This is a genomic window from Chloroflexota bacterium (genome assembly GCA_016875535.1).
Classification (GTDB): Bacteria; Chloroflexota; Dehalococcoidia; order SHYB01; family SHYB01; genus VGPF01.
On sequence record VGPF01000049.1, the window covers coordinates 1 to 19271 of the forward strand.

General features: G+C 64.0%; 23 protein-coding genes, 1 tRNA gene and 1 other RNA gene. 3 read left to right on the forward strand and 22 right to left on the reverse strand.

Annotated elements, in window-relative coordinates:
* From FJ039_11045 to FJ039_11130, 18 genes are all read right to left on the reverse strand, one after another.
* Positions 1–1102 (reverse strand): NADH/ubiquinone/plastoquinone (complex I) (locus FJ039_11045; GenBank protein MBM4406690.1); only part of this gene is annotated, 1102 nt, incomplete at its 3' end.
* Positions 1103–1113: 11 nt separating this feature from the next.
* On the reverse strand, positions 1114–1485 hold the full coding sequence (locus FJ039_11050; GenBank protein ID MBM4406691.1) for an NADH-quinone oxidoreductase subunit J: 372 nt from the start codon (positions 1483–1485) through the stop codon (positions 1114–1116).
* Positions 1475–1930 carry a sodium:proton antiporter gene (locus tag FJ039_11055; protein MBM4406692.1) on the reverse strand — a complete coding sequence of 152 codons (456 nt, stop codon included), beginning with the start codon at positions 1928–1930 and terminating at the stop codon, positions 1475–1477. Before FJ039_11055 ends, FJ039_11050 begins: the two co-directional genes overlap by 11 nt.
* The gene (locus tag FJ039_11060; protein ID MBM4406693.1) at positions 1923–2204 is read right to left on the reverse strand and encodes a hypothetical protein; all 282 of its coding nucleotides are present in this window, start codon (positions 2202–2204) and stop codon (positions 1923–1925) included. Before FJ039_11060 ends, FJ039_11055 begins: the two co-directional genes overlap by 8 nt.
* Complete coding sequence (locus FJ039_11065) at positions 2201–2479, reverse strand: DUF4040 domain-containing protein (GenBank protein ID MBM4406694.1); 279 nt, start codon at positions 2477–2479, stop codon at positions 2201–2203. Before FJ039_11065 ends, FJ039_11060 begins: the two co-directional genes overlap by 4 nt.
* Positions 2451–2783: a monovalent cation/H(+) antiporter subunit G gene (locus FJ039_11070; protein ID MBM4406695.1), complete on the reverse strand. Its 333-nt coding sequence runs from the start codon at positions 2781–2783 to the stop codon at positions 2451–2453. Before FJ039_11070 ends, FJ039_11065 begins: the two co-directional genes overlap by 29 nt.
* A 5-nt stretch (positions 2784–2788) precedes the next feature.
* Complete coding sequence (locus FJ039_11075; protein MBM4406696.1) at positions 2789–3052, reverse strand: hypothetical protein; 264 nt, start codon at positions 3050–3052, stop codon at positions 2789–2791.
* A 1-nt stretch (position 3053) separates the two neighbouring features.
* Positions 3054–3671, reverse strand: a complete 618-nt coding sequence (locus FJ039_11080) for a hypothetical protein (protein MBM4406697.1) — start codon at positions 3669–3671, stop codon at positions 3054–3056.
* Between the two features lie 335 nt (positions 3672–4006).
* The gene (locus FJ039_11085; protein ID MBM4406698.1) at positions 4007–4504 is read right to left on the reverse strand and encodes a hypothetical protein; all 498 of its coding nucleotides are present in this window, start codon (positions 4502–4504) and stop codon (positions 4007–4009) included.
* 19 nt (positions 4505–4523) lie between these two features.
* Entirely contained in the window at positions 4524–7151 is a 2628-nt protein-coding gene (locus FJ039_11090; protein ID MBM4406699.1) for a vitamin B12-dependent ribonucleotide reductase, read from the reverse strand.
* Between the two features lie 153 nt (positions 7152–7304).
* On the reverse strand, positions 7305–7925 hold the full coding sequence (gene nrdR, locus FJ039_11095; protein MBM4406700.1) for a transcriptional repressor NrdR: 621 nt from the start codon (positions 7923–7925) through the stop codon (positions 7305–7307).
* A 367-nt stretch (positions 7926–8292) separates the two neighbouring features.
* Entirely contained in the window at positions 8293–9372 is a 1080-nt protein-coding gene (ftsZ, locus tag FJ039_11100) for a cell division protein FtsZ (GenBank protein MBM4406701.1), read from the reverse strand.
* 154 nt (positions 9373–9526) lie between these two features.
* Complete coding sequence (ftsA, locus tag FJ039_11105; protein MBM4406702.1) at positions 9527–10765, reverse strand: cell division protein FtsA; 1239 nt, start codon at positions 10763–10765, stop codon at positions 9527–9529.
* An 18-nt stretch (positions 10766–10783) separates the two neighbouring features.
* Positions 10784–11719, reverse strand: a complete 936-nt coding sequence (gene rsmH, locus FJ039_11110) for a 16S rRNA (cytosine(1402)-N(4))-methyltransferase RsmH (GenBank protein MBM4406703.1) — start codon at positions 11717–11719, stop codon at positions 10784–10786.
* On the reverse strand, positions 11716–12168 hold the full coding sequence (mraZ, locus tag FJ039_11115; GenBank protein ID MBM4406704.1) for a division/cell wall cluster transcriptional repressor MraZ: 453 nt from the start codon (positions 12166–12168) through the stop codon (positions 11716–11718). The genes rsmH and mraZ overlap by 4 nt, the downstream gene beginning before the upstream one ends.
* A 316-nt stretch (positions 12169–12484) precedes the next feature.
* Complete coding sequence (locus FJ039_11120; protein ID MBM4406705.1) at positions 12485–13792, reverse strand: MFS transporter; 1308 nt, start codon at positions 13790–13792, stop codon at positions 12485–12487.
* A 37-nt stretch (positions 13793–13829) separates the two neighbouring features.
* A complete protein-coding gene (locus FJ039_11125) occupies positions 13830–14039 on the reverse strand; it encodes a hypothetical protein (GenBank protein MBM4406706.1) in 210 nt (69 codons plus the stop codon).
* Positions 14013–14087 (reverse strand) — tRNA-Met (locus tag FJ039_11130). Before FJ039_11130 ends, FJ039_11125 begins: the two co-directional genes overlap by 27 nt.
* A gap of 88 nt (positions 14088–14175) precedes the next feature.
* Here FJ039_11130 and FJ039_11135 point away from each other — a divergent pair.
* Positions 14176–15390 carry an SAM-dependent methyltransferase gene (locus tag FJ039_11135; protein ID MBM4406707.1) on the forward strand — a complete coding sequence of 405 codons (1215 nt, stop codon included), beginning with the start codon at positions 14176–14178 and terminating at the stop codon, positions 15388–15390.
* On the opposite strand, the gene FJ039_11140 is transcribed toward FJ039_11135, so the two are convergent.
* From FJ039_11140 to mscL, 4 genes are all read right to left on the reverse strand, one after another.
* Positions 15387–16295, reverse strand: a complete 909-nt coding sequence (locus FJ039_11140) for a CoA ester lyase (GenBank protein MBM4406708.1) — start codon at positions 16293–16295, stop codon at positions 15387–15389. The genes FJ039_11135 and FJ039_11140 overlap by 4 nt on opposite strands.
* Before the next feature lie 28 nt (positions 16296–16323).
* On the reverse strand, positions 16324–17211 hold the full coding sequence (locus FJ039_11145) for a CoA ester lyase (protein ID MBM4406709.1): 888 nt from the start codon (positions 17209–17211) through the stop codon (positions 16324–16326).
* Positions 17212–17276: 65 nt separating this feature from the next.
* Positions 17277–17771 carry a nuclear transport factor 2 family protein gene (locus tag FJ039_11150; protein MBM4406710.1) on the reverse strand — a complete coding sequence of 165 codons (495 nt, stop codon included), beginning with the start codon at positions 17769–17771 and terminating at the stop codon, positions 17277–17279.
* A complete protein-coding gene (mscL, locus tag FJ039_11155; protein MBM4406711.1) occupies positions 17747–18193 on the reverse strand; it encodes a large conductance mechanosensitive channel protein MscL in 447 nt (148 codons plus the stop codon). The genes FJ039_11150 and mscL overlap by 25 nt, the downstream gene beginning before the upstream one ends.
* A 94-nt stretch (positions 18194–18287) precedes the next feature.
* Here mscL and FJ039_11160 point away from each other — a divergent pair, with 94 nt between their 5' ends.
* A complete protein-coding gene (locus FJ039_11160) occupies positions 18288–18971 on the forward strand; it encodes a hypothetical protein (GenBank protein ID MBM4406712.1) in 684 nt (227 codons plus the stop codon).
* Between the two features lie 46 nt (positions 18972–19017).
* Positions 19018–19271, forward strand: an RNA gene (gene ffs, locus FJ039_11165) — signal recognition particle sRNA large type; the annotation flags it as partial.

Sequence of the window (19271 nt, forward strand, 5' to 3'; positions counted from 1 at the left end):
CACGGCCAAGGCCGGCCATGCCCGCTATGTCCGTGCGGCCTGTGCGAAAACGGACGGCGGCGGCGACCACAAAGAGGCAGGCCTTCATAACCGCATGGTTCATGATGTGAAGGAGGGCCGCCGCCGCCCCCAGAGGCGTGGCCAAACCGATGCCGACCCCGATGATGCCAAGCTGCCCGATACTGCTGAAGGCGAGCATCCTGCGGAAATCACGCTGGGCGACAGCCAGGGCAGAGCCGATGACCATCCCAAGCAGGCCCATGACCATGAGCGCGCCGGCAATAGGGACGTCATCCGTCAAATAACCGGGCGGGAAGACGCTGAGGAACATCCGAAGCATGGCAAAGGCGGCCGCCTTTGTCATGACGGGCGCAATCATGCTGTTTACGGAGGAGGGGGCATAGGCATAGGCGTCCGGCAACCAGAGATGCAGCGGGAAGAGCGCCATCTTCAAGGCAAGGCCCACAAAGATGAAAACCGCCCCGGCAAGCACGGCCCGGGATCCCTCCAGCCCGGGAAGGAGAGTGGCCACATCCCCCATGTTGACGGAGCCGGTGGCAAAGTAGATGAAGCCGACGCCAAGGAGATAGAAGCCGCCGCCTATGCTCCCGATCAGGAGGTAACGAAAACCGGCGACCATCCCCCTAGGGCCGCCCATGAATACCAGAGCGTAGGAGGCGACGGAGCTGATCTCTATGAAGACGAAGAGGTTGAAGAGGTCGAAGGTAACCACCATGCCGGTGACGCCCGCCAGCATCAGCAGCACCAGGCCGTAGAAGGGGCCGAGGCGATCGGAGAATTCCGCGAGAGCGACCCTACGGACGGCGATGAGAACAACCAGGGCGACGCTCAGCGTGACAAGGACGACGAAGGCGCCGATGCGGTCAACGCGATATTCGATCCCCAGGGGCGGCGACCAGCCGCCAAGGGCGTAGCTGAGGGAGGCTCCATCAACGGTATGGGCCAATGCCAGGGCAGCGGCGCTGGTAGAGCCTGCGGCCGCCGCCAGCGTCAAGGGGAAGGCGAACCTAGGCCGCCAGAGGGCCACCAGAGGCACAAGGAGAGCGGCAAGAAGGAGCGGAGCCGGAATGAGGATGGGCACATGTTCGATGCCTACTGACCCACCTCCTTGAGTATCTCGGCCTCATCCAAGGTGCGAAACCTCCGGTGCATAACCACCAGAAAGGCCAGGGATACTCCGGTGATGGCGGCGCTCACCACAATAGCGGTGAGCATGAAGACGTGCGGCAAGGGGTTGATATACCGATCCGGGTCAATAGGGCCGGGGGATTCCTCAAGGATCGGGATGGTAGCGTCAGCCTTGAGGGCCTGGCTGATGAAGAAGAGGATGACGGCGGACTGGAAGATATTCAACCCGATGACCTTTTTCACCAGGCTGCGCTTGCCGATCATGCCGTACAAGCCGATGACGAGCAGGATAGCGGTTGCCCAGAAGGGGAAGCGGGCGGCGATTTCAGCGATCATCGGTGTAGTCCGCCAAATGGTCAAAGATGACAACCATGACGGACATGACCATCATGGCGACGCCGAGCTCGAAGAGAAAGATACCCACAGAGCGCAGGGTGAAATGCGGCAGAACCTTCCCATCATCGGCCGGCAGGGGTAGAGCGCTATAGTCCAGAAAGTTGGCGCCTGCCAGCAATGGCACCACGCCCACGCCGAAGGTGATCAATCCGCCGATAAGAGCGATCACCAGGGCGGACTTGGTGCTGAGGACGACGGCCCACCGGCGGCGCTCCAGCGTGAGGCGGGCCAGCACGATGCCTGCGCCCATGATGGCCCCTCCCTGAAAGCCGCCGCCTGGACTGACCTCTCCATGGGCGATCACATACAGGCCGAAAAGGAGGATGGCCGGAACCAGCGCCCGAAGGAGGTACCGCAGGATGCTGCTTTCAAAGGGTCTAATCATCGCGCTTCCTTACGGCCGCAAGGACAAAAACGCACGCAAGGCCGGCCGTGAAGATGACGATGAGCTCGCCCATGGTGTCATAGCCCCGGTAATCGGCGAGGACGGCGGTCACGATATTCGGCGCGCCGATGTCCTCCTTGGAGCGAACGATGTACTCGTCGGAGACGTGTTGGTTGGCCGGCGCCTGTGTATCCGCCCGGTCAGGCAGATCGGCAGAAGCCCAGATGAGCAGGGCGGCGAATCCGGCAAGAAAAACCAGGAGGATGCGCTTCAATCCACCGACCTCCTTCCGATGACGAAGAGCCCGGCCACAAAGAGCACTCCGATGACTCCAGCCCCAAGGGCGGCTTCCGTGAAGGCCACATCAATGGCTCCTAAAACGGCCAGCAACACGGCGGTGAAGAAACTGTAGAAGCCTAGAGCCGCCACCGCCGCCAGCATATCGCGAACCTCCAGGGCGATGATGGCCGAGAGGATCAGGAGGCCAAAGAGGGCGAGTTCTATTTCCCAGGGCATGGGTCTATGACCTCCCGGTCTCTTCCGAGGCATCCGGCTTGGCCTCTCGCTTGGTCCATACAGCGAGACCGGACCGCACAGCGGCGCGCGTGAGGAGATGGGCGGCTAGGGGATTGATAAGCGCGCCGAAGCCGAGGAGGAGCAGGAACTTGCCGCTGACCAGACCATCCTGCGCATGGAAGGCCATCCCAGCGCACAGAAGGCCAAGCCCCAAGGTCTCTGATTTCGAGACGGCGTGGGCGCGCGTGTAGAAGTCCGGGAGGCGCAGGAGGCCCAGGCAGGTCAGCCCGATGAAGAAGACCCCGCTCCAGAGCAGGACATCGCCCACCAGATCCATCAGAGTTACTGCTCCTTCCGTCGTTCGAGGTATTTGCTGATCACAACGATGCTGACGAAATTGAGCAGGGCGTAGGCAAGGGCCACGTCCACAAACATCTCCGGACGCGAGAAGACGAAGCCTGCAAGCCCAACAAGGATGATGGTGTTTGTCCCGATGGCGGCAAGGGCTAGCATCCGGTCGAACAGGGTACGGCCCTGGATCAGGCGATACATATTGATGATGCTGATAAGGATGATGGCCGTTGCCGCGCCGCCGAAGGTGTCCATGCTACGGGGCTCCCTTGGAGGGCGCCGTCGTGGGGATCTCCCCATCGGCCGCGAACGGCTCTCCAAAGACGGCCGACACGCGCTCCTGCATGCCGCCCTTGCCGACGATCTGGCTCCGGGAGTCAACGAGGGAGTGGACAAGGAAGTCCCCTCTGCTCATGTCCACCGTGATTGTGCCTGGAGTCAGCGTGATGGATTGAGCAAGGAGCAGCTGCGGGACTTCCTTCGTGAGGCTGGAGCGGAAGCGAAACAGAGAGGGGGCGATCGGCAGCTTCGGGTGCAGGATACAGTAGGCCACCTGCAGGTTGGAAACGACGATCTGGAAGAGCAACCACGGCAGATAGCAGAGGAAGCGAAGGACCGTCTTTCCAAGCCACCTCCATTCATGCGGCAGCGGCTCATAGCCCGGTGATTCCAGGGAGGAGGCGAGCCGCCTGGTCATGTAGACCACAAGGCCGCAGCTTATCAGCCCGAGCACCAGGTATTCGAAGTCCCACTTCCCGGAGAGCAGTATCCAGAGGCCATAGAGGATGATGAATCTGGCCAGCTGTGTCACACCCGGCGCCTGCCAGCCGCGGGAATGCCGCATGGAGATCTCCTTGCTTTTACTCACGGGCATCCATCCGGTCTCCCGTTTCCCATCATCCGGCACGTTCAGGCCGGACGCTACGAAGATACGCCGATCGAGCGCTCACCCAATTATCATCAATCGCGCCGTGGGGATTCAACATCCGGCGCCCGGCACTCGCTCATCGGACACGCTCCCTTGCCCGCCGCTGAGAAAAAGGCGGCCTCCTCTGGGTGAGGGCAGAGGAGGCCGGGTGAGGTGCCCGACCCCAAGGGGGACGGGCGTGATAACGCCGAGGCCGGGGAGGCAACTCCGGCATCGGCAGGGGAATCCCCGTCAATGGTGTGGAGCCTTGGCGGGGAGTGCTGGTGTGGTTGGTTCCCTCCCTATGCCGCCGTTCGGGCGGCCTCACGACTCTTCGCGCCCTTGTGGGGCTTCGGCCCGCCTTCCTGCAGAGGGGCCCGCTCGACGGCCTGGGTGATGATGGCGCCATCGGGCGCGAGCATCTTCAGCAGGCAGGTGAGCGGCGTCGCGAGGATCTTGACTCCTTTCCACGTGGTCGGCCGGTAGTCTCCGCCGTAGGTCTGCTGGGCATAGGCGAAGGCTTGCTCCGCTTCGTCTAGCTTCCCCGGTGTAAATTTCAGAACGATGACGCCTGAGGTGCGGGAGAGCGGATGCCTCTGGTCGTTCCAGAGCCGCTGGTCCAGGGTGAGGAGGGCCGCCCCGGCGCGCTCAGCCCACTGGGCCAGGGCAGAGGGCGTCTCCTGCCGCAGGCCGTCCTCGCTTGCGGTGCGCACCTGCGTCCCGGCCCGCCGCAGCCGCGCGACGAGGGAAGGGGGAACGCTGGAGTCCGCGCACACGGACAAGCGACCCGGCACGTCCATCTTGTGTTTTATCCTCCGTTCATCCGCACTTGTTGAAGCCGCAGGAGTGGCAGGTGAGACAGCCCTCTTGGAAGGCGAGAGCGGAGCCGCACTCAGGGCAGCTGCCAAGGTTGACGCCTTCAGGCGGCTTGGCCTTGGCCTTTGCGGCCTGGGGCGGGATGAAGAGGCCCAGTTGGGCGCCTTCCATGGTCCGCTCGTTGAAGGATTCCTTGGGCGTGGGCGGCTTGCCCGAGGCGTCAATATGGCGCGAGAGGGCGAGGGCGACGGCATCCGGAGCGGAGCGCACCATGACGCCGTTATCCCACGTGGGGTTGCAGGTGATGCCCCGGAGCTGTTTGACGATGGATTCGATGTCCACGCCGGCGCGCAGGGCCAGGGAGAGGAGGCGGGAGATGGCCTCCAGGTAGGCGGCATCATCGCTGCCGCCCTTGCCCAGGGCGCTGAAGACCTCAAAGGGCTTGCCCGATTCATCAGAGTTCACGGTGATGTACATGGTGCCGTTGCCGGTGCGCACCCGGTGGGTGACGCCGCTGACGGTGGCGGGGCGCTCGCGCGGGCGCAGGGGCACGGGGCCGGAGGCAATCTCCTCCGCCTGCTTGATGACGGACTGCTGAGCCGCAGGCGGCTGCGCCTTGGGCGCAGGGGCCTGGGCGGGAGGCGCGGCGGGCGCAGCTTTCGCTTCGGGAGCCTGCTCCTTGCCCTTTTCGCGGGCCTTCTCCGTCTGGCCGGTGCTGAGGACCTGGGTGCCTTTAGAGCCATCGCGGTAGATGGTGACGCCCTTGCAGCCGGTCTCGTAGGCCAGGGTGTAGACGGTGCGGACATCTTCAGCTGCGGCGGCATTGGGCAGGTTCACGGTCTTGGAGACGGCGTTATCGCAATACTTCTGCCAGGCGGCCTGCATGCGGACGTGCCACTCCGGCGCGATGTCATGAGATGTGGCGAAGAGGCGCTGGACCCACTGGGGAACTTCGGGGATGCCGCGGCAGGTGCCGTGCTCGGCGATGCGCTCCATGAGCTCGGGGCTGTAGAAGCCCTCGTGCCTGGCCAGCTCTTCAAAGTGGGGGTTCACTTCCACGAGCTTGGTGTTGTCCATGACGTTGCGGACGTAGCTGACGGCGAAGAGGGGCTCGATGCCGCTGGAGCAGCCGGCGATGATGCTGATGGTGCCGGTGGGCGCGATGGTGGTGCGGGTGGAGTTGCGGAGCAGGGGCCCGCCCGGTCGGTCATAGACGCTGCCATGCCAGAAGGGGAACTCGCCGCGCTCCTCAGCCAGAGCCATGGAGGCCTCATTGGCGGCATCCTGGATGAACTTGGCCACCTTCTCGGCAAGGGTGACGGCCTCGTCCGAGTCATAGGGAACGCCGAGCATGAGGAGGAGATCGGCCCAGCCCATGACGCCGAGGCCGATCTTGCGCGTGCCCTTGGTGATGCGCTCGATCTCGGCCACGGGATATTTGTTCATGGTCACTACGTTGTCCAAGAAGCGGACGGCGGTGAAGATGGTCTTCTCCAGGCGCTGCCAATCGAGGCGCTCGGGATCGTTGGCCTCCACCATCTTGGCGAGGTTGACGGAGCCGAGGTTGCAGGACTCGTAGGGCATGAGGGGCTGCTCGCCGCAGGGGTTGGTGGCCTCGATGGGGCTGATGTGCGGCGTGGTGTGCGTGGCGTTGATGCGGTCAATGAAGATGATGCCGGGATCGCCGGTCTTCCAGGCGCTGTTGACCAGCTCGTCAAAGACGCGTTTGGCGCTCATCTTGCCCACGGGCTTCTTGGAGCGGGGGTTCAGGAGGTCGTAGTCCGTGCCGGCGATGACGGCCTTCATGAAGTCTTCCGTAAGGGCGACGGAGATATTGAAGTTCTGGAGGGACTTATCGTCATCCTTGGCGTGGATGAACTTGAGGATGTCCGGGTGGGTGACGTTGAGGATGCCCATGTTGGCGCCGCGCCGGGTGCCGCCCTGCTTCACCACATCGGTCGCGGTGTCAAAGATCTTGATGAAGGAGACGGGGCCGGAGGCGATGCCGCCCGTGGAGCCGACGACATCATTTTCCGGGCGGAGGCGGGAGAAGGCGAAGCCGGTACCGCCGCCGCTCTTGTGGATGAGGGCGGTGTGCTTGGCCGATTCGAAGATGCCCTCCATATCGTCCGGGACGGGGAGGACGAAGCAGGCGGAGAGCTGCTGGAGCTCGCGGCCGGCGTTCATGAGGGTGGGGGAGTTGGGCAGGAATTCCAGGGTAGCGAGCATCTGGAAGTATTCGTTGGCGATGGGGGTGGGATCGCACATGGGGTCTTCGCGGACCTCGGCCTCGGCGAGGTTGCGGGAGACGCGCCAGAACATCTCGACGGGCGTCTCCACGGTCTTGCCGTCCCGGTCCTTGGAGAGATAGCGGCGCTTGAGGACCTCATAGCTGTTGGCGGTGATCTCCAAGCCGGGGACCACGCTCTTGGTCTTGACCACGGGCGCGCGGAGGCGCTTCACGGGGATGCGCGAAGCGGTGGCCGTGGTGCCGGGAGGAATGGCGAAGCCGTTCCTCCCGCTGGCGGCGTGGCCGTTCTCATGCTTGGCAGGCGCGACCTGAGGAGGAGTCTGCGCGGACTCCCGGGATGCGGAGATATTCAGTTTGTTCTGCCCCTCTGGTGTCTGCATCGTTCGATTCCTTCATTGCCGAGACGACTCGGCGATAAGTGCATTTAGCGCCTGCTACGTGGCTGAAGCGGTGCGCCGGTGCCGCTACGCCAGCTAAAAAGCTATGGCTTTACGAGGGCTGTTTCGGATACTCCTTGGGAGAGAAGCCCCGGCCTAGAGGCCGCGATCTTCCTGGGCCGTGGGCGCATCGGTTTTCGGCGCGATAGATCCCTCAGTCCCCTGACGGACCTCTCGTACGCGGCGGACGCGCCTGCGCCGACGCGCCTCCGGAGGCATGGGTTTCTCCTCCGGGAGAAGGGGGAGCTGGGCCGAAGGCGAACGATTTTCGCGCATCGCCAGGAGCGTCTCAATCTCTTCCCGGAAGTTATCAATATCGGCGAAATCGCGATAGACGGAGGCATAGCGGATGTAGGCCACACGGTCAACCTTCTTGAGGCGCTCCATCGCCATCTCCCCGATGAGGGAAGAGGGGACCTCGGCGCGGCCGAGGCGCAGGAGCTCAGCCTCGATCTCCTCCACTATCTTGTCAATCGCGCCCATAGGCAAGGGGCGTTTGGCACAAGCGGCGCGCATACTGACGGCAAGCTTCTCTCTGGAAAAGTCTTCACGCCTGGAATCGCGCTTGACCACCTGGAGGACGGCGGATTGGACCCGCTCATAGGTGGTGAAGCGCAGGCCGCAGCGGAGGCATTCGCGGCGGCGACGGATGCCGTCCTCGGCGGTCCGAGAATCGGTCACCTTGCTATCATCGCTGCCGCAGTATGGGCATTTCATATACCCATCCCCCTGCCACGGCCTGCCTAGGTGCTGACCTAGGCCTCCAAACTATCGCCGTCGCATCGGCCATAACGCGACGGCGGATTCATGAATTCAATTTCCTGTTATCTTTCTGATGGGTTAAAGTTTTATCACGGTTCAACGATGGCTGTCAAGAGCGCAATACCACAAATTGTTGGGATTTTCTAACAGTCTACCACAAGATTTTGGGCTAAACACAGTCCGCGCACGTTGGTGACATGATGCGCACATTGTGCGGAAGATTCCTTCACATCCATAGCGAGCGCTCCTGCGGAATATCCCGGCCGACCCTGGCGTTTCCCAAATAAATAAACCGGGCGCCAGGGCCGGCCGCTCAACCGACCTAGCTGCCGGTGGGAATTGCGTGCCGGCGCAGGAATGGAGGGATATCCAGGTTCGCTTCAGCCGTGGCGTGATTGACGGGGCTGCTCTTGATGACCCGGGCGCGCGCCTCTTCGATGGGTGTCACCGGGGCCTCCTTCATGGGGAAGCCTGCGCCGATGAGGGTGACGCGGACGCCGTTCTCCATGCTGGGGTCAATGTTCATGCCGAAGAAGATGTTGGCATCGGCATCCACCGCCTGGCGGATGATATCGGCGGCGGCGTGGACCTCGGTCATGGTGAGATCGGCGGGGCCGGTGATGTTCCAGAGGACGCCCTTTGCGCCTTCGATGCCCGCATCCAAGAGGGGGTTGGCGATGGCGGCGCGGGCGGCATCGGCGGCCCGGGTATCGCCCTGGCCGATGCCGATGCCGATGACGGCGGTGCCGGCGTTGCTGAGGACGGTGCGGACATCGGCGAAGTCCAGGTTGATCTCGCCGGGGATGGCGATGATTTCGGCGATGGCCTCTATGGAGCGGCCCAGGACCTCATCGGCCATCTTGAAGGCGTTGGAGATGGTGACCTTGCGGTCGCAGACGCTCAGGAGCGCATCGTTGGGGATGACCAGGATGGCATCCACTTTCTCCCGCAGGCGCCCGATGCCCTCTTCGGCGCGCTTGCGGCGCATGGCGCCCTCCCATTCGAAGGGGCGCGTGACGACGGCGACGGTGAGGGCTCCCTGGTTGCGGGCGAGCTCGGCCACCACCGGGGCGGCCCCGGTGCCGGTGCCGCCGCCTTCGCCCGCGGCGATGAAGACCATATCGGCATCTTTCAGGGATTCGGCCAGCTCTTCCCGGCTCTCCTCAGCGGCCTGGCGGCCCTTCTCGGGGTCGCCGCCGACGCCGAGGCCGCGGGTCAGCTGGTCGCCGATGCGGATGCCGGGCGCGCCGTTGCGGGCCAGGGCTTGGGCATCCGTGTTGATGCACATATAGGTGACACCGAATAGCTTGTCCTTGGACATTCGCGCAACGGCGTTGCTCCCTCCGCCGCCGACGCCCACGACTTTGACTCGAGCGATCCCCTCTTCAGCTGCCATTTTCATTTGTTCGGTCCCTTTCCTGGTGAGTTTGTACCGGCTGCCGCCGGATAAGTTCCTGACGTTAGCGCCCCGCCGCCAGAGACCCTCTTGTTCGCTTGTGCCTTCTTCGTTTTCGAATCCTGCCCTCCTTCTGGGCCGCAGCCCAACAGCCCAGAAGCTAGCTCCGCGCCCCGCCGAAGATCGGCAGAAGGCGGCGCATCCCCTGATGCGCAGGCCGCTGTTCCTTGAGCGCCGCGAATTGCGGATCGGCCTGCGCGAGGAGGACGCTGAGCAGCGAGACAAAGGCAGGGTCCTGGCCGATCTCCGTCCTAATGGTGCGCACCGGGATGTGGCCGATGCGCACGGGGTGATTGACGACGCGCTCCGCGAGCATATCGAGCGCCGGCATGCGGGCCACGCCGCCTGCCAGCACAAGGCCACCGGAGAGAGAGAGGGCGGGCGAGGCCTCCTTGGCGCGGGCGACGGCCATCTGGAGGATCTCCGAGAGGCGCATGGCGATGATGTCATTGATGTAGCCCAGGCGGACGCGGCGCTGGCCGGGGATGCCGAAGGCGGGAACGAGCATCTCATCGTCCACCTTGTAGGATCTGGGGTCGCCGCTGGCGCGCTCCCGGAGGAGGCTTTCGCAGACATAGGCGGGCGCGTGGAGGACGGCGGCCAAATCAGTGACGATCTGGTTGCCGCCCACCGGAAGGCTCGAGGTGTGACAGACGGCGCCGCCATCGTACGCGGCGATATCCGTGGTGCCTGCGCCGATGTCCACATAGAGGGTGCCGATCTCGGTCTCTTCCCGGGTGAGGACGGCCTGGCTGGCGACAACGGCGCTCGCGACAACCCAGTCCACATCGCGCCCGGCGATCTTGATAGCCTTCTTGAGATTGGCCATAGCCGAAACAGGGGCCGTCACGGTGTGCATCTCCGCTCGCGCGGAGACGCCGCGCATCCCGATGGGGGAGCGACGGCAGCGCAGGTTGTCCACATAGAAGGAGCGCGGCATGTGGTGCAGGGCCTGGACCTCAGGGCTGAGGCGGAGGCTCTTGGAGGCCTCGATGGCCCGGCTGACGTCCTTTTCGGAGACCAGGCCGTCGCTCCTGGAAATAACGGACTCGCCTGCGGTGTTCACGGAGACGATATGCTTACCGCCGATGCCGACATAGACCATGGCATCCCGATACTTGCCTTCGATGGCGGCATCCTCAAAGGCAGCCTTGATGGAGTAGGCGGCCTCTTCCGGGTTCTGGATGATGCCGCGCTGCAGGCCTGCGGAGGGCGCCTGGCCGAGGGCGAGGACCTCTAACTCCCGCTCCATATCATCCACCTCTATCCGACCGGCGGCGACACGGGTGAGAGATGTCCCCAGGTCAATGGCGATGATCGGTCGCTCGTCTCTAGCCAAGGCTGTCCTCCTGACTCCTTAAAGCCGCTCAGCCACGCGAAGCTTGGCCGAACGGCTGCGGGGGTTGCGCGTTATCTCTTCTCGGGCGGGGGTGAGCACAGCGCGGGTGATGAGGCGAAGGGTGGGAACCCGCGTTGTAGAGGCGAGGGGCATATCCGGGTTGTAGACGGTGCTGGAGGCCTCCTGGCGCATCCAGTTCTTGACAATGCGGTCCTCCAGGGAGTGGAAGCTGATGACGGCCAACCGGCCGCCTTTGCCAAGAATCTCGAGGGTCTGCCGGAGGGCGCTCTCCAGAGCGTGCAGCTCATCGTTGACGCAGATGCGTATGGCCTGAAAGACGCGCGTGGCAGGGTGGACCCGCTGGCGGCCTGCGCGCAGGGCGCGCTCCACGATCTTGGCGAGCTGGCCCGTGGTCTTGACCGGGCGAGCCTCGGCAATCCTCCGGGCGACGACGCGGCTCCTGCGCTCTTCGCCGTAGGCCCAGATGACGCGAGCCAACTCTTCCACGGGATAGGTGTTGACGATATCGGCCGCGGTCACGGACTGGCGCTCGCTGAAGCGCATGTCCAGCGGCTCATCGCGCTGGAAGCTGAAGCCGCGGGACGGCTCGTCCAGCTGCATGGAGGAGACGCCGAGATCGAAATAGACGCCGTTGACCTTGATGAAGCCGTTGGCGGAGCAGACGGCCTTGAGGTTGCCGAAGCTATCGTTCACCAGGAGGCAATCGCCCGCAAAGCGCTGGAGCCGCCGCTCCGCGATGCGGATGGCGCGGGGATCGGCATCCATGCCGAGGAGCCTGCCGCCTGGAGCCGCCGCTTCCAGCACCGCCTCCGCATGCCCGCCTGCACCAACCGTGCAGTCCACGTACAGGCCGCCGGGCACCACCGCCAGGGCGCTCACAAGCTCATGGAGCATCACCGGCGTGTGGGGCGTAGAGGTGCCGGAGTTCTTCATGGGCGTGTGACCAGCCGCTCAGCCAGGTCCGCGGGATCGCCCATCTTGGCCTTGCGATCCTGCCAGCCTTTGGCCGACCAGATTTCGAAATAGTCGTCGCTGCCCGCCATCACGATGTCGTCCGCGATGCCTGCGTGCTCGCGGAGCGGTGGCGGGACAACGGTGCGGCCCTGCGCGTCAACCTTGCCGGTAAAGGCCCCGGCGAGCATATGGCGGCGGACATCGCGCGCGGTCCGATCGAATATGCTGAGCCGTTTCACCTCAGCGATGACGTTCGCCCATGCTTCGTTCGTATAGACGGTGATGCAGCCTTCAAAGCCCATGGCCATGACAAGGCCGTCTTGCACTTCATCACGAAATGCGCGCGGCACGATGATGCGACCCTGAGGGTCGATCTTGCCTTCGAATGTGCCTAAGAAACTCACGCGCTCTCCTAAACTCACCAACAAACATCATATTTATGGAATTTTGCACCAGTCTACCTCCGTCGGGAACCAGTGTCAATAGGTTTTGGATAGATTTTTGAAAAGTCATGTTTTTGGTTTTGTATTGGCTGATTCGAGCCTGGAGATGACTTATGAAAAGTGATTCATGAGTCCCAAAACACAGGGCGGGACAGGCGCCGATGCACGGACGAAAGGACACCGAATCCGCACGCGGGAGACGCGAGGCAGCGGCAACGGAAAAAAGTCACGCGGTGGTGAAGGCAGGAGAGCGCCGCTTCAGCGGACCTGGATGGGAATGGAGCGGGACGAGTGACCGTGGTCAGCGGAGGGCGCGAACGTCCTTGCGCCACAAGCCGAGGGCGATGACAAAGACCAACAACATGATGCCGATGCTCACAAAGGCCACCTGGACGCCCTGCGCATCCACAACGTGCCCCAACGCGAGGGTGGTGAAGCCCGGCAGGCTATAGCTGATCAAGTGGAAGCTGAGCATGCGACCGCGGTAGGCGTCCTCCACGTTGGACTGCATCATGATGGTCACGCATGTGGTGAAGATCGCCTGGGCTATGCCGATGGCGATAAAGAGGGGCACGCCGATGGAGAAGCTAGGCACGTACGCGAGGGCGACGAGCAGGAGCGCCCAGGAGATGGAGCCGATGAGCAGTAGGCTGGCTTTGCCCCGGTAGCCGGAGAGGGCCGCCATCACGATGCTGCCCAGGATCGCGCCCAGGCCCATGAGGCTCACGATGAAGCCCAGGGTGCGCTCATCGCCGCCCAGCTGGTCAACGGCGAAGGGAGACATCATGTCCCGGAATGGAGAGGCGATGAGCAGGGAGCCTGTGCTGAAGATGTAGAGCCAAAAGAGGGGCTTGACCCGGTAAAGATAGCGCATCCCCTCCACAAGGGAGTGGAACGGCGACTCTCGCTTCACCGTTCCCTGGTGCGCAACCTTGGGCACCACAAAGGTTAAGGTGGCCATGGAGACGGCGTAAGCGGCGACCGAAAGGAAATAGGCCGGCCCGATGCCTGCAACATTGATGACCAGTCCGCCGATAGCCGGAGCGAAGAGCCGCATCCCGCTCATGAGACCGCCGTTGATCGCAAGGGCGTTGGCGAGGTACTTGGGCCCCACGATATCGAAGACGATGGACTGCCGGGCCGGCATGTGCAGGCTCGTGGCCGCGCCGGTCACCAGGGCCAGAAGCACCAGGTGCCATATCTGCACCACACCCAGAATCACCAAGACGCCTATCATCGCGGAGGCCGCGAAGGAGATGCCCTGGGTCCACACCATGATCCGCTTCCGATCAAAGCGATCAGCGATGACGCCGCCTATGGGCGCGCCGAGCCCCTGGGCGATGGCCGACATGAGGACGACGAGGCCGAGTTCTGCCGCCGAGCGGTGCAGGCTATAGGCGAGCCATGCACGGACGAGCTCCTGGTTCTGAAAGCCGAAGCTGGAGCCGCAGAAGCTGATGACGTACCGGCGGTAGACGGGAACAGAAAAGGCGGGAAAGATGCGCGACCCCAAGCGGCGGCGCAGGGACTCCTCTGCCTTGGCGGCATTCGCAACGTCGGGTACGACGGTGTCAATTTCCTGAGAGGACACGAAAAGCCATCTCCTCAGCGGCCAAGTTTATCACCCAAGCCGGAGCAGGCGACAGCTACTCAACTGCGCGGATGTCTCTGCGCCAGAGAACCATGAGGGCGATGAAGATGACGATGACGAGGCCCATGCCCAGGAAGGTTGTGCGCACGCCTGCCCAGTCCACGATGTGGCCGACGGCGAGGCCGGTGAAGCCCGAGGCGCGGCAAGAGACGCCGGAGGTTCTTGCTTTAGGAAACTCTGGTGGGCCCGGTTGGGATCGAACCAACGACCAATCGGTTATGAGCCGACCGCTCTACCATTGAGCTACGGGCCCTGGGAAAGCCGCGCGGGAAACTAGGCTATTGTACCCGGGATTCGCGGAAGCCCACAACAGGAATCAGCCCCTCCACGATGCGGCGCATTTGCCCTATGCTGTCCCGGCAATGACAACGCCTTCGCCAGCAGAACAGGCCATACGCGAGCGCATCGCCCAGGCGGGACGCATCACCTTCGCCGAGTTCATGGAGCATGCGCTCTATGGCCCCGGCGGCTATTACACCCGCGCCGAACCCATCGGCAGGCGCGGCGATTTCTACACCAGCTCACATGCCCACCCGCTCTTCGGCGCGCTCATCGCGGTCCAGATCCACCAGATGTGGAGGCTCCTCGGCTCCCCGGCGGCTTTCCAGGTGGTGGAGCTTGGCGCCGGAGATGGACGGTTGGCGCTGGACGTCCTTTCGACCCTCGATGGACTCGGCCTGCCGGCAGACTATCGCGCCATCGAACGGCACCCAAGGCCGGGGGGCATGCATCCACGCCTCGCCTGGCAAGACGACCTGCCCGATGAGTTCAGCGGATGTCTCCTCTCGAACGAGTTCTTTGACGCCTTGCCGGTCCATCGTCTCGTCAAAGAAAAGGGGAGGCTGCTCGAAGTCTACGTGACGGTGAGCGACGGCAGACTCATCGAGACGCTGGACACGCCGTCGTCGCCTGCGATTGCCGAGCGCCTGGAGCAAGAGGGCGTCCGCCTGCAAGACGGCTGGTCGGCAGAGGTCTGCCTGGCGGCGAGCGACTGGATGCGCCGGGTGGCGAAGGCGCTGCAGCGGGGCTACGTCATCACCATAGATTATGGCGACCTGGCGGAGGACCTGTATGCGGAGAGGCGACGCCGGGGGACGCTGACGGCCTATCACCGGCACACGCCGCAAGAAGACCTGTACGCCCGGATCGGGCAGCAAGACCTGACGGCCCACGTGGACTTCACCTCGCTCATCGCGGCGGGCAAGAGCGACAGCCTGCAGCCGGTGACGCTGATGACCCAGCACGAGTTCCTGCGCAACCTGGGAGCAGACGACTACTTGCCTCGGCTTGCTGAATCAACGGCAGGACAGGGGGAGTACCAGGCGAATGCGATGGCCGTGCGCGACCTGCTGAAGCTGGACGGCCTGGGCAACTTCCGCGTGCTCATCCAGGCCAAGGGGTCACCGGCGGCGCAGCTGGCCTGCCTGGGGCGCGATGAGGCGGAGACGGCAACGGCGCTGAAGCGCCTCGATCCGCTGCCCAAGCTCAGTCCACAGCACCTAGACCTGCTGGCCGCCCGCTACCCGCACCAAGCCCGGGACTGGAACCCCGGCTAGCGCCGCTTGGCCTTTGACGAGGCGTTAAGGCCGTCCTTGCGCGAGACGGCTTCGGCATCGCGTAGGAGTTTCTGAGCGCGAAGGGCGATGGCCGTGTCAATCATCTTGCCGTCCAGGGAGCCTGTGCCGTAGGTCTCGGCGTCCACGCGCTCGAACGCGGCCAGGATGCGCTTCGCTTCGCGGACCTCCTCAGGCGAGGGAGAGAAGACGCGGTTGAGGACGGCGAGCTGGTCGGGATGGATGGCGAACTTCCCCTTGAAGCCGAGTCGCATGGCTAGGCGGACATCGCGCTCTAGTCCTTGAGCGTCCGAGATGTCCACATAGGGGGAGTCAATAGCGAGCTTGTGGGCGGCGCGGGCGGCCACGGCCACCCGGTTCCTGGCGAAGAGGAACTCGGTGCCTTCGGCAGAGCGGGAGACGCCCATATCCGCGGTGAAGTCCTCTGCACCGAAGGCGACGGCGATGACGCGGGAGGAGGCGGTGGCGATCTCGAAGGCGCGCTCGACGCCGAGGGCCGTTTCGATGAAGGGTATGATGCGGATGCGGCCCACCGGGAGACGCTTGCCGCCCTCCAGGCTACTGATCATCTCATCCAGGTGGCGGATGTCATCGGGCGAGGCGATCTGCGGGAGGACAACGCCGGTGAGGTGCTCCGAAAGGACGCTGTTGAGATCGGCCAGCAGATGGGCGGAGCCGATCTGGTTGACACGCACAAAGACCTGCTTCCCGGCCTTGGCGAAGGCGGGAAGGGCATCGCGCACCATCTGGCGGGCGCGGGCCTTTTGCGGCTCGGGGACGCCGCTCTCCAGATCGGGCACCAGGGCATCGGCTGGGGCCGAGCGCGCCTTTTCAAGGAAGCGCTCCCGGTTCCCGGGGACGAATAAGAGCGAGCGAAGGGGCTCCATGTCTCCTCCAGCGGGTCTGGGTCAGCCCTTAGCGGTGGACCTTCTCAGCCCGTTCGATAGCTTGATGCAAGTCGAGGATCTTCACGGCGTTCTTCCAGATAGGCGTATCCACCATCTTGCCGTCAACGGCCACGGCGGCGGTGCCCCGCCTCTTGCCCTCTTCGAAGGCCCGCACGACGCGGCTCGCCCAGTCCACTTCCGCGGCTGACGGGCGGAAGACGGCGTTGATGGTCTCAATCTGCTTGGGGTGGATGGCAAACTTGCCCTTAAAGCCCAGGGACTTGGCGGTCAGGCAGTCCTGGTTCAGGTTCTCCATATCGTTGAAGTCCACGTTGGGCGTGTCAAAGGGCGTGATATCGGCGGCGCGGGCGGCGATGGCCGTCAGCACCCGGGCCGTCGCGATCTCCGCGCCCTCCTTGGTGCGGGCGATGCCCATATCGGCGCTGTAGTCCTCCGCGCCGAAGGCGATGCCCAGCATGCGCGGCGTGGAGGCGGCGATCTCGCGGACGTTGGCGAGGCCTTTGCCCGTTTCGATCCAGGGGATGACCTTGGTGTGGCCCTCCGGCAGGCCGCGCTCGCGCTCCAGGACGCTCAGCAGGGCCGACAGCTCTAGGGCCATCTCCCGCGACTCCATCTTGCCGATGCTGATGCCCACGATGTGCTTGGAGACGACGGCTTTGAGATCGTCCCAGGTCATGCCGGTGGTCATGCCGTTGCAGCGGACAAAGACGGGACGCCCGCCCGCCGCTAGACCAGGCAGGTGCTCGGAAAGAATCGCGCGGGCGTTGGCCTTCTCTTCAGGCGGGACGGAGTCCTCCAGATCGGGAACGATGGTGTCAGCGGGAAGGCCCGATGCCTTGCCGAGCATCTTTGGGCTGTTGCCCGGGATGAACAGCAGGGAGCGGAACGTGTTCACGCAAGCCTCCAGGGCGGGAAATCAACAGGTGAAACCAGGCGATAGTATAGCACAGGCCGCCCGGCTCATCTCTTGATTTTCGAGGTCTCCAGCCCACGGTGCAGCAGCTGTTGGTACCGCTCACTCCCGATGCGGGTGCTCCACCGACGCGCGACCTCCCAGCCGCTCTTTTTGCGCACCAGCTCCCACCGGTTGACGGAGAGCCGCCAGAGGGAAATGTTCTCTCCCTGGCGCCAGTAGACGCGCATGTAGCCGGTGGCGACCGCTCTATCGCCCCTGACCTCGATGACGAAGGGGGCCATGGTGTGGGCGCAGTTGGGGAGCATCCGCTGGTGCGGCTCGCCCAGGACCATCGCCTCCACGCCCTTGCGCCCCTTCATGGCGGGCTTGCCGTCCACGTCCACCAGGGTATCGGCGGCATAGAGGGCACCGGTGGCCTTGGCATCGCCGGTGTCCACGGCAAAGCCGTAGCGGATGATGACCTTGGCGATATCGCGCTCGTCCTCCACCATGCGGAGACGTTTCTCAAGCGCCGTCAGCCGAGCTTCCAGAGTAGCCATTGTCTCTTCCTTTCTACTGCGGCGACGTGCAGTGGGCGCAGCGCTTGGCGGCCAGCGGGATCTCGCTGAGGCATTCGCCGCACTTCTTGGTGGGGGGGGTCGGCGGGCTTCGGCTCGGAGCGCGAGCGGGCGATAAGGGCGTTCATGGGAACGATGACGAAGAAGTAGACGGCGGCGGCGACCATGAGAAAGGCGATGAGGGCGTTGATAAAGGAGCCGTAGCGGAAGACGCTGCCGCGCACGGTAAACGTCAAGTCCGAGAAGTCGCGCTCGCCGATGATGCCGAAGAGCGGGGTGAAGAGGTCTTTGACGAGGGAGGCGACGACGGCGCCGAAAGCGGTGCCGATGACGACGGCGATAGCCAAATCAACGACGTTGCCGCGCAGGAGAAACTTCTTGAAATCCTGAAGGACTTTTGTCACATGACCCTCCCAAAAAGATGTAGGGGCAAGGATACGGCAAGCCTTCGCCTTCGCCAAGCCGGACGAATCTTGGGGCAAGGCCGGCCCTTGCCTGATGCGCTATAGTGGGCGCGCCATGCCCATCTACCTCCACGAGACCTTTGAGTTCAACGCCGATACGGCGGAGGACTACCTTTCCCACATCGTCTCTAACGATATGCTGCCCATCGTGGAGGCCGGCGGCACCAGGCCCATCGGCCTCTTCCGGACGGCCCTCCGGAACACTGAGGGTGTCTTCCTCTGGGAGTTGAAGGACTGGCCACCGCGCCCCACCTGGAGCACGCGGGCACGCCAGGGGGCCATGTCCTCCTACCTGGAGCGCCGCCTGCCCTACCGGAAGGACTGGACCGATCGCTTGCTCGTCGCCGCGCCCTTCTCGCCCAACCGGGAGCAGGTTCTGGCGAAGCGCCTCAAGGACAAGGTCTACCTGCAGGTGACGGCCGAAGCCCTGCCGGACAAGCTGGAGGAGTTCATCGCCCTCATCGGCGGCGAGGGCGTGCCGCTCTCCAGGAGGCGCGGCATGGAGCTGGTGGGTTGCTTCGAATCGGCGGCGGGCAACATCCAGGGGAACGAAGTCATCATCCTCTGGGCGCTGGACGATTGGGCGCACTGGGGCAAGGTTCGCGAGGCGCGCAAGAAGGACAAGGCCGTGGGCCAGTACGTCTCCAAGGCCAAGGGCATGCTGCGCCGCTGGTCGGTGAAGTTTCTCTCGCCCCTGCCGGCGAGCCCGGTGCAGTAGATTCCCGGAACCGGGGCAACCCGCACCCTGTTACAATAGTCCTTGGTCGTGCTTAGGCGGGGAGTTAGCGGTGCCCTGTATCCGCAATCCGCTTTAGCGGGGCTGACATCCCACCATGAGGTCTTAGGTCGTCATCCGCCACCGTCGTTGCGCTGTGTTGACGAGTGGGTCCTGCGCGGCGAAGGCCTATAAACCCCGCCAGGTCCGGAAGGAAGCAACGGTAGTAGTCACCTTCGGGCGCCGCAGGAGCGCCTGCTCTGAGCAGTTCGATGGCGGTACAGGTGACGGCTGGTCCGAAGG

Excerpts from the sequence above, each read along its gene's own strand:
- FJ039_11050 (MBM4406691.1), bottom strand. The coding sequence starts at position 1,485 with ATGATCGCTGAAATCGCCGCCCGCTTCCCCTTCTGGGCAACCGCTATC.
- FJ039_11055 (MBM4406692.1), bottom strand. The coding sequence starts at position 1,930 with ATGATTAGACCCTTTGAAAGCAGCATCCTGCGGTACCTCCTTCGGGCG.
- FJ039_11065 (MBM4406694.1), bottom strand. The coding sequence starts at position 2,479 with ATGCCTCGGAAGAGACCGGGAGGTCATAGACCCATGCCCTGGGAAATA.
- FJ039_11070 (MBM4406695.1), bottom strand. The coding sequence starts at position 2,783 with ATGGATCTGGTGGGCGATGTCCTGCTCTGGAGCGGGGTCTTCTTCATC.
- FJ039_11075 (MBM4406696.1), bottom strand. The coding sequence starts at position 3,052 with ATGGACACCTTCGGCGGCGCGGCAACGGCCATCATCCTTATCAGCATC.
- FJ039_11080 (MBM4406697.1), bottom strand. The coding sequence starts at position 3,671 with ATGCCCGTGAGTAAAAGCAAGGAGATCTCCATGCGGCATTCCCGCGGC.
- FJ039_11085 (MBM4406698.1), bottom strand. The coding sequence starts at position 4,504 with ATGGACGTGCCGGGTCGCTTGTCCGTGTGCGCGGACTCCAGCGTTCCC.
- FJ039_11090 (MBM4406699.1), bottom strand. The coding sequence starts at position 7,151 with ATGCAGACACCAGAGGGGCAGAACAAACTGAATATCTCCGCATCCCGG.
- nrdR (MBM4406700.1), bottom strand. The coding sequence starts at position 7,925 with ATGAAATGCCCATACTGCGGCAGCGATGATAGCAAGGTGACCGATTCT.
- ftsZ (MBM4406701.1), bottom strand. The coding sequence starts at position 9,372 with ATGAAAATGGCAGCTGAAGAGGGGATCGCTCGAGTCAAAGTCGTGGGC.
- rsmH (MBM4406703.1), bottom strand. The coding sequence starts at position 11,719 with ATGAAGAACTCCGGCACCTCTACGCCCCACACGCCGGTGATGCTCCAT.
- FJ039_11140 (MBM4406708.1), bottom strand. The coding sequence starts at position 16,295 with ATGGAGCCCCTTCGCTCGCTCTTATTCGTCCCCGGGAACCGGGAGCGC.
- FJ039_11150 (MBM4406710.1), bottom strand. The coding sequence starts at position 17,771 with ATGGCTACTCTGGAAGCTCGGCTGACGGCGCTTGAGAAACGTCTCCGC.
- FJ039_11160 (MBM4406712.1), top strand. The coding sequence starts at position 18,288 with ATGCGCTATAGTGGGCGCGCCATGCCCATCTACCTCCACGAGACCTTT.